6 protein-coding genes are annotated in these 8,794 nt (G+C 43.2%); 5 read left to right on the plus strand and 1 reads right to left on the minus strand.

Going from position 1 to position 8,794, the window contains the following annotated elements:
- The first annotated feature begins 130 nt into the window (after window positions 1–130).
- The 5 genes from NCCP2331_RS05415 to NCCP2331_RS05435 all read left to right on the plus strand — a co-directional run bounded on the left by NCCP2331_RS05415 (window position 131) and on the right by NCCP2331_RS05435 (window position 7,201).
- The gene (locus NCCP2331_RS05415; RefSeq protein WP_251669083.1) at window positions 131–1,777 is read left to right on the plus strand and encodes a hypothetical protein; all 1,647 of its coding nucleotides are present in this window, start codon (window positions 131–133) and stop codon (window positions 1,775–1,777) included.
- A gap of 52 nt (window positions 1,778–1,829) precedes the next feature.
- Window positions 1,830–3,263 carry an S-layer homology domain-containing protein gene (locus NCCP2331_RS05420; RefSeq protein WP_251669085.1) on the plus strand — a complete coding sequence of 478 codons (1,434 nt, stop codon included), beginning with the start codon at window positions 1,830–1,832 and terminating at the stop codon, window positions 3,261–3,263.
- A gap of 18 nt (window positions 3,264–3,281) precedes the next feature.
- Window positions 3,282–5,546 carry an S-layer homology domain-containing protein gene (locus NCCP2331_RS05425; protein WP_251669088.1) on the plus strand — a complete coding sequence of 755 codons (2,265 nt, stop codon included), beginning with the start codon at window positions 3,282–3,284 and terminating at the stop codon, window positions 5,544–5,546.
- A 138-nt stretch (window positions 5,547–5,684) separates the two neighbouring features.
- A complete protein-coding gene (locus NCCP2331_RS05430) occupies window positions 5,685–6,329 on the plus strand; it encodes a YflT domain-containing protein (protein WP_251669090.1) in 645 nt (214 codons plus the stop codon).
- A gap of 197 nt (window positions 6,330–6,526) precedes the next feature.
- The gene (locus tag NCCP2331_RS05435; RefSeq protein WP_251669092.1) at window positions 6,527–7,201 is read left to right on the plus strand and encodes a C40 family peptidase; all 675 of its coding nucleotides are present in this window, start codon (window positions 6,527–6,529) and stop codon (window positions 7,199–7,201) included.
- A 42-nt stretch (window positions 7,202–7,243) separates the two neighbouring features.
- On the opposite strand, the gene NCCP2331_RS05440 is transcribed toward NCCP2331_RS05435, so the two are convergent.
- A complete protein-coding gene (locus NCCP2331_RS05440; RefSeq protein ID WP_251669094.1) occupies window positions 7,244–8,794 on the minus strand; it encodes an FMN-binding glutamate synthase family protein in 1,551 nt (516 codons plus the stop codon).

Raw genomic sequence — 8,794 nt, forward strand, 5'->3', positions numbered from 1 at the left:
TAGACAGCGAAGTAACGAACAGTTAGCAGGACGGCTAACTGCCCACGTAAAAACATGAGTCTTTTTTCTTGAAAAACTCAGCAATCTACCGATATATAAATGATGCAATTAATTTGGAGGTGTACATAAATTGAATAAGAAATGGTTTTCCATTTTCATTTGCAGTCTGGGAGTCGCTATAGGGAGCTTCTTTATACCACCAGCCAGCACAGAGGCAAGTGAACTCGTAACCGGTACATTCGTCAAGGCACATTATGATGAGATTCAAGTGGACAAAGATACAGTTAAAGATGTATTGAGTAAAGTTACGATTAAAAATGAAGCCGGACGCACGATTACGTTATCCATCGACAATTACGCGAAGCTTTCTGTCGATACGGTACCTGTGAAGATCGAAGCATTCAAGCTCGGTATGGAAATCGAAGCAGATGTTGATTTCCGGCGAATCAAGACGATGAACGGTAAAACTGACACCCCTTCAGCAGTCATTGAAGAAAATGGCAAAGTATACAGCGGTGTCGTCTCTTATATGGAAAGAAGTTTAAAGGGACTGACAGTCAAGCTGGATGACGGCCGCGTAAAAAATATCTACTTGAATGCAGACACGGAAGTTTTCAAAAAAGGCAAGCTGACAGATATCGGTTCTTTATATGAAGGAGACCGTGTCAAAATCAAGTTTTCAGAGTATAACTCCAATTATATAACGATGCTTGAAATTATGGAGCCCGGCGTTCAAGTGGCGGGACTGTACAAAGGAACCATTCACAGCATTGATCCTGTGAGTAAAAAAATCATTATGCGTGATGAAACGCAATTCAGGGACTGGCATTGGTTCCCGACGAAAAAGAACAGTAATACCAGCTATTATTATGCGGCACAGACACCTATTTACTTAGATGATAAACCTGTCCCTCACAATCAGCTGCGAAAATACCAGAATCATAAAGTGTATCTCGCAACCGTAAGCAAGCATGGTAAAGAACAAGTGGAACGCATCATCATTCAGAAGAATAGTGAGCGGACTTATTATGAACCGCTAAAAAGCTTTAATGGCAGCCAAAAACAAATCACGTTAATGAATTCTGAACGTTTTCATTATCATGCCGGAACTATTCTGATTCGTAATGGCAGACTGGTCGAACCGGAAGCCCTTGGTGCATACGGAACTGCATTCGTCGCAGCAGCCGGCCCAATGAACAAGCAATACGCCAACGTCATACATATCAGCAATGACGGATTGGACAGTCCCAATCTGGCTGATCATTCTATTTTCTATGGAAAAGTGTCCGGTGTGCTTGGTTATCAGCTGCGCTTGTCTGCATTGAAGGAATTGAAAAATAATGTCTGGGTTCATTCGGCAGACAAAGATTTTGAGTTCAATAATGAAACATATGCAGTCAAGAATACAGGACGCGTTTATTATGATTTGATCCCTCAAATGGATTTAAAGTTCCAGATGGATAACTATGGATACTTCTATATGAAAGGGAATCAAGTCATCGCTGCGCATCTCACGGATCATCACTCAAACCTCATCGTGTCTGCCGGCAGATTGTCTGCTGTCTCCCCCGATGCAAAAATGATAGATGTACGCAATGTCAGCCAGTGGAGGAATGGTGCCTGGGCAACGCAGGGCTTCATTAATAAAATGGATATCCAGCAAGCTACCTTCATTAAAAACGGCGCAGTAATCCATTCAAAAGATTTACGCATTAATGACAGACTCTATATAGTGGCTGAAGATATCGTCAAAGGCAGAATGATTATCGTTGATTAAAAATAAGGCAGCAGGAATACTACTCCTGCTGCCTAAAAAGAAGGTGCATGCAATGAAATTCTTTAAAAAAGCCAGTATGTTTTTTCTGTTTTCTATTTTCATCGCGACGCTGACTCTTCACACATCCCCTGCATCAGCAGGCCCTGTCGACGTAAACGGCGGCGTGATGAATGAATACGAGTACAAAGAATTGTTTTTCCTGACCGGCTATCCTATTCAATTTTCCGGTAAAGCGGTCGTCACAGAAAAGGAAAATAAGAATACCCTGACACGCACCAATCGTTTTACGCTGACGAGTGCAAATGGCGATAAACTGACAAGAAGCGTAAATTACACGGCGAACGTCAGTGATCATGCCGGAAAAGGACAGACTACCGCACAATTTGAAGTAAAGAGTTACTCGGAAAAAGTGACGATCGGGAAAAATACGTACACTTTGGAAGATTATCAATACTCCGAGGGCACTGTCTCTGACAATCAGCCTGCTTCAAGCTACTACTCCGGCAATATGGTCGGCCGCAAAATTTACAAATTTAAAGATACTGCTGCAAAAAAGGAAGAGATCATTACGGTTCATTTAAATGGCCGCAGTATGGGTTATAAAAACTTCTGGGGCGCTACTGAAACTCAATTAATGGACTCAGAAATCGTTACACCGCGCGGCTCTGCCTTTGTCACAAGCAAAGCTTCTGACAGTAAATCCAGAGTGCTGGTTTATGAACCATTTGACCCTTCTCTCTCCAGCTTCACCGGCGGTCACTCCGTCGTGAGTTCTTCCGATATGGTCAGTGAGTATGAATATAATATTCCATTCGGTGCCGGGAAAGGCAAAGTAGAATTGCAGAAGAAAAACACACCGAAAATTGAGCGTCTGATCGTCCCTAAATTCCGTGACTTGGACCGCCATCAGGCAAAAGACGCAATTCAAAAACTGTATTCATTGGGGATCTTTGATGAGAAATCTCAGTTTTTCTCACCGAATACACCAATGAAACGGTACCAGTATACAGTCGGTATTTTAAAAGCTGTAGACTTGCGTGTTTTGGAAGAACCGAAGAAAAGCAAAGTTCCGAGAGTACCGATTTTTAAGGACTTATCCACAAAAGACCCTGACTATATGTATATCGAGAGCGCTGTCGAGCAAGGCATCATTACAGGGGTAACGCCTGATTTATTCCAGCCGGACAGCCCGGTTACACGAGTCCAGGCTGTTGCGATACTCGTACGCGCTCTTGGAATGGAAGGCAGAGCTCCAAGTCCCGGATTTAAGACACACTATGTCGATGATCATAAAATTTCGGGCTGGGCGAAAGACAGTGTGTATGTTGCGACGGAGCTGGGTCTCATTCAAGGGAATGAATTCAACCGTTTTAACCCGCAGCAGCAATTGACGAGAGCACAAGCTGCACTGATCACATCTCGTTTCCTGGATTTCCTTGAGAATGATTTAAAACAAAATTATCGGGATGATATTTTCTTCCAATAAGAATGGGGGCCGGCTCAATTGAAAACTCGTAACACCTATATTTGGGGAATGCTGCTTGCTTTGTTTCTGCTGATACCAACGCAAGTTTCCGCCAAAAGTTCATTTACAGATGTACCTGACCGCCACTGGGCAAAAGATGCAATCCAGTGGGCGAAGGATGAAGGACTGACTTCGGGGTATCAGGACGGAACATTCAGACCCGACAAGGCGATCACAGAAGCACAGTTGGTGACTATGCTCGTCCGTTTTGACTGCACTTCACCGAATTCATTCGTCGCATTGCCCGGGGAACATAAGGCAATGGGCAATTACCGTTATTTACGAAGTCATTTTTTGCCGCTGAATGGATTCACGAACCGTTATGCAAGAGATGCTTCCGTAAAAAAAGCGGACGCAGCACGGATTTTTGCTGCCTATCAAGGACTCGATTTATCCAAACATGAGTCAGTCTATTACTTATATGTAAACGACATTGCCAACGGACTTACTGGTAAAAATGATTACACAGACTTCGGACCGGCAGATGAGCTGACGCGTGCTGAAATGGTGTATTACCTATATAAAATGTCACGCAGTGAAGGCTGTGAGCTGGAGGGACTTAGTTCCAAAGCTACCGGAAAAGATAACAGTAAATTTCAGTATCCCGCCAATTTCGTTAAGGATGACGACATGAATTTCGAACGTCCCAGCCAGCCTTCTCTTCCTGGAACAGGCGGTAATAATCCTGGAAATATAGTAGGAGTGGATATCGAGAAACCTGTTTTGACTGCGAATGGAAAGGACTCTACTTTCATTACCTTTACATTCAGAGACTGTAACGGTAATTTGATTCCATATGAAAAGGAAATGGAATTTGAAGTTAGCTCTGCAAGCGGTGCAACTTTTGAAATAGAAAGATATGAAGAGGTTTGGAATAACGATAAATATATTGGCAGATATCTGACTTATCCCAAACAGGCGATTGTTACATCAGATGGTCCCGAATTAACTCTTAAAGTGATAGCTCCTAAGACAACAAAGCTGACGAGCGATACCATCACGGTGACGCCTGTAGTCAAAACAGGAAGCTGCATACTTCCCGCTGCTGCCGCCACTCTGACTTATGAACCGAAAGCAGAGATTCAGATGGATGTTCTAAACGACTATCCAAGAACTGGCCAGACTACCGTGACGGCAACACTTGCCCGGCCAGGCGGAGATAGAATATACGGATTCAATGGTTACTTGAAACTCGAATCATTGAATGGACTGCCGTTTGAGAATTCAAATCCGAATTTCTATAATGGGCAGGCCACTGCTGTATTCAATACACCGCGTTATGCAGTAAAGGATGAAATTACTGCGACTGCCATCTCTCGGTCAAGTGTTGACGAGGATGTACTCTACTCCATTCTTAATAAAAAGTTTTCGATCCCTGTTTCATTCGCGCATCCAATCATCGCAGATACAACATGTACTGCTGAAAAGCCGGAAATCGGGTTCGTAATCGACTCATCAGGCAGCATGAAACGGAATGATCCAAAACGTTTTCGGGTAGATAAAACAAGAGAATTTATCTATGCATTAAATGCAGACGATAATATTGCAACACACTTTACGAACAGAGGAATGTTCTTAAGTAAAGGATTTCCTTGGATCGTTGCCAACTCAGTAAATGGTGTCAGAGAAGCAGGCGGAACAGACATTTCCAAAGGTTTAGCTGAAGCTTTCAGCCGATTCACTACAACGGACAGAAAGAAATATGTTGTCTTGCTGACAGACGGCAAATCCTCTAAAGAAGACGTCCGTAAACAAGTAAAGATTGCGCAAAGCCGGGACATCCGGATTTTCGTAATCGGTCTTGGAAAAGATGTGGATGAAGCATTTTTGAAAGAAATCGCGAGAGACACACGCGGCAGCTATCACCACATTCAAGATAGCATCGAACTGCCAATGGTCTATCAGTCTATTCTGCAAGAGATCAACTGCGGTGTTCCCATGCCGACCTGTTCTCTTACTGCAACTGTTTTTGACTTCCCTTCCGTCAAAGTAACAAATAATGACGTGCTGATGGAAACGGAAGTATCCAATGCATGTGGCACAATCGGCAAAGTCATCGTCCGTTTCTCTTCACATTCGGGAGACCTTGATTATGAACTTGCCCACAGAGGACATAATATTTACATGATGAATAAAGGACAATATGAAATCAGGGATTTCCAACTGGCTTCTTATGCCACTTTCCTTGCTTATGATCAAAACGGCAGATTGGTCGGAGAGCGAAAAGTAACTATTCAAAGATAACTGCCCAAACCGGCAAAGAGTCTAATGCTCTTGCCGGTTTTTTTCTCTCTAATTCCCTGCTTGCTCCAGGTTTTCATATTTCACAAGGGGGTATGATATCAATACTACCCAATCTGAAATAATAGAGGAGGCAATACAATGGATGAAATGAATAACAAGACATTTATCGGTGTGTATTATGACCATTCTGACCTTCTGGACAAGATTGAAGAATTAAAGCTGACAGGCTATCTTGACGATAATATTTATGTGATTGCTAAAAATGAAGTGGATGTAAGCATGCTCCGCAGTCAAACAGCGGCGGACGTGAATTCTGCATTCGAATCGTGGACAGACCGTTTTATCGGGTTAATTTCGGGTGAGAATAAAGTTAGACAAATGATGCATGATGTCGGGATGGATGAGGAGGAGACTAATAAATATTACGAAGAAGTCCAGCATGGCGGGATGCTGTTGTACGTTGATGAGGGGTGGGCTTACAGTGTGTATTCGAAAAACGAGCCATTCTACACTGACGGGCTGTCCCCTGCTGATTCCCAACCAGTAACTGACCGGGATCGCAGACCCGATTCATTCATGCAGGAGAGAATTACTCAAAAACTGCAGAACTTCGAGGAAACTGAGCCCTCATACGGCGGATACGAACCGTTGAAAAACCCCGTCCCTCCAGAAGTATTGTCTTCAGATGTACAGGACCTGGAGAGTACAAATGAGCCACTGATTGCTGAAAATGATATTACCGGCGACGGTTCAGTCTCTATCATTACAGATGCTCCTAAGTAAATTTCCAAGATAGTAATATAAGAAAATCAGCTGTCTCAATACGAGGCAGCTGATTTTCTTATATTACAGTTTCATTACAAGATTACAACTCTGTAACTTATTCTTAATCAGAACGTAATGTTTAGATTCTTTATCTCGTGTAATATGTATCTTGCAGCTAGAGAGCAAGGCATACATTATTCCGAAGGAGAATCAGAATGAAGAAGTTTTTGTGTTCAATGTTGATGGCAGCAGTAATGATTATGGGGTTCACGGGCGGAAGTGCTGATGCGGCAAGTAAAGCAACAGCGAAAAGCGGTACATACATAACGACTAACAATATAAATGTCCGGGCAGATGCCGGCACAAAACATAGAAAAGTTTTCACTCTAAAAAAAGGCACACGGGTTCAATTAACTCATCAAAAAAGCGCAGGCAATGAAATGTGGTACAAAGTAAAGATTAACGGTAAAAAAGGTTATGTTTTGAGTTCACTTTTGAAAAAGACGACAGCAGTAGCAGCTTCTGCACCTGTTAAAGCCGGTTCAGGTGTTGTGAAAACAGCAATGAACCTGCAAGGTATTCCTTATCGCTTTGGCGGCACAACTACAAGAGGTTTTGACTGCAGCGGTTTCATTCAGTATTCGTTCAAAAAGAACGGAAAATCTGTTTCCAGAACCACAACAGGACAGTATAAACAGTCGGCCAAAATTTCTGCACCAAAACCAGGGGATCTAGTATTCTTCCATAATACATACCGAAAAGGAATTTCTCATGTAGGTATTTATGTAGGTAATAATAAGTTTGTTCATGCCGGCGGAAAGAAATCCGAAGTTGTCAGCCTGAGCAACCCGTATTGGAAATCTAAATTTAATAGCTTTAGAAGGATTTAATATATCAAGGACCCGATGAATTATTACTCATCGGGTCCTTTTTTATTCTATTGAGTGAATTCGGCCCCGCTCATCTTTATAAATCACATGATGGCGCTCAAACTTTGTCGGTGAATCCAGTCCCGCCGCTGCTGCTACACGAAATAATCCTTCGCGCATCGTCAAAATATAGTTCGTGACGCGGAACTTTTTCTCTTCCACAACAAGCGCGCGCTGCAGATGTTTATCGGTTGTGGCGACCCCTGCAGGACAAGTATTGGTGTGACACCGCTCTGCCATGATGCACCCTACTGAAATCATAAAACCTCGTGCAACCTGTATGAGATCTGCCCCCAGCGCAAGAGCAATCGCCGCTTTATCCGGAGTAATAATCTTACCTGAGGCAATAATTTTAACTCGATCACGGACCTCATATTTTCTCAAAGCATCATCTAATAAAACTAGCGCTGAACGCAACGGCAAGCCCACACTGTCGGCTAAATCCTGATAAGTGGCTCCAGAGCCGCCTTCTGCCCCGTCCAATGAAATGAAATCAGGTCCCATTCCGCTCTCCGCCATATGCGCGGCAAGTTCTTCGGCGTCCTGCTTTCCGCCAATAACGATTTTAATGCCTACCGGCTTTCCTCCTGCTATCCGAATATCTTCTATAAAAGTAAATAATGTCGCATAGTCATTGAATTGATTGAAACGATTCGGACTGTTGATGGAGGTAAACGGTGTAACATTCCGTATCGCCGCAATTTCTTCCGTTACTTTTTCTCCTTCTACGTGTCCGCCGCGCATTTTCGCACCTTGCGCCAGCTTGATTTCAAAAGCTTTAATTTGCGCAACCTTGGCCTTTTCTTTCACTTTTTCTATATCGAAGTCCCCGCCTTCCGTACGGAACCCGAATAAACCAGACCCAATCTGCGCAATGATATCCGCGCCTCCTGCCAAGTGATGATCCGACACACCGCCTTCACCTGTGTTCATCCATGCACCCTGAGCCATGCCGATTCCTTTTGAGAGCGCGGTAATCGCATGTTCTCCCAACGCACCGTAACTCATACCCGACTGGCCTAACAGACTGCGTACAACAAACGGCTGCTCACAGTCAGGTCCTAAAACAATGGCATCATCTTCAGGAAGCAGCCAAGGAAGTGTCGTTACTTCCTCACGGTGCTCTTTCCGGGAAAATAAATTATCGGAATCCACTTCATAGCGCATCGTTTTCAACAAATTTTCATTGTCTACACGCATTTCTTCATTTTGCATAGTGAACATAGAATTTCGGATATAGTGTCCCGGCTCCTGAAAGTCCCGCTTAGATCCAAAGCCTATGACACTGCTCAAGTATTTGCCCGGCATAACCATATGTAAATACTCTTCTCTGCTGAATGGTTTCCCGCTGTTATCATCATTAAATAAATACTGCCTAACCTCAGGACCCGCCTTCTCAAACATATAACGCACACGGCCTAATATAGGATAGTTACGTAAAATTGCATGTTGCTTTTGACTCCGGTCAAAAAAATACAAGAATATTATGATGCTGATCGGCACAGCCAATATCAGTAAAATAACCAATGAAGTCGTAAAATTAATTCCTTCTAT

The organism is Sporosarcina sp. NCCP-2331, assembly GCF_023707945.1.
Lineage (GTDB): Bacteria > Bacillota > Bacilli > Bacillales_A > Planococcaceae > Sporosarcina > Sporosarcina cascadiensis.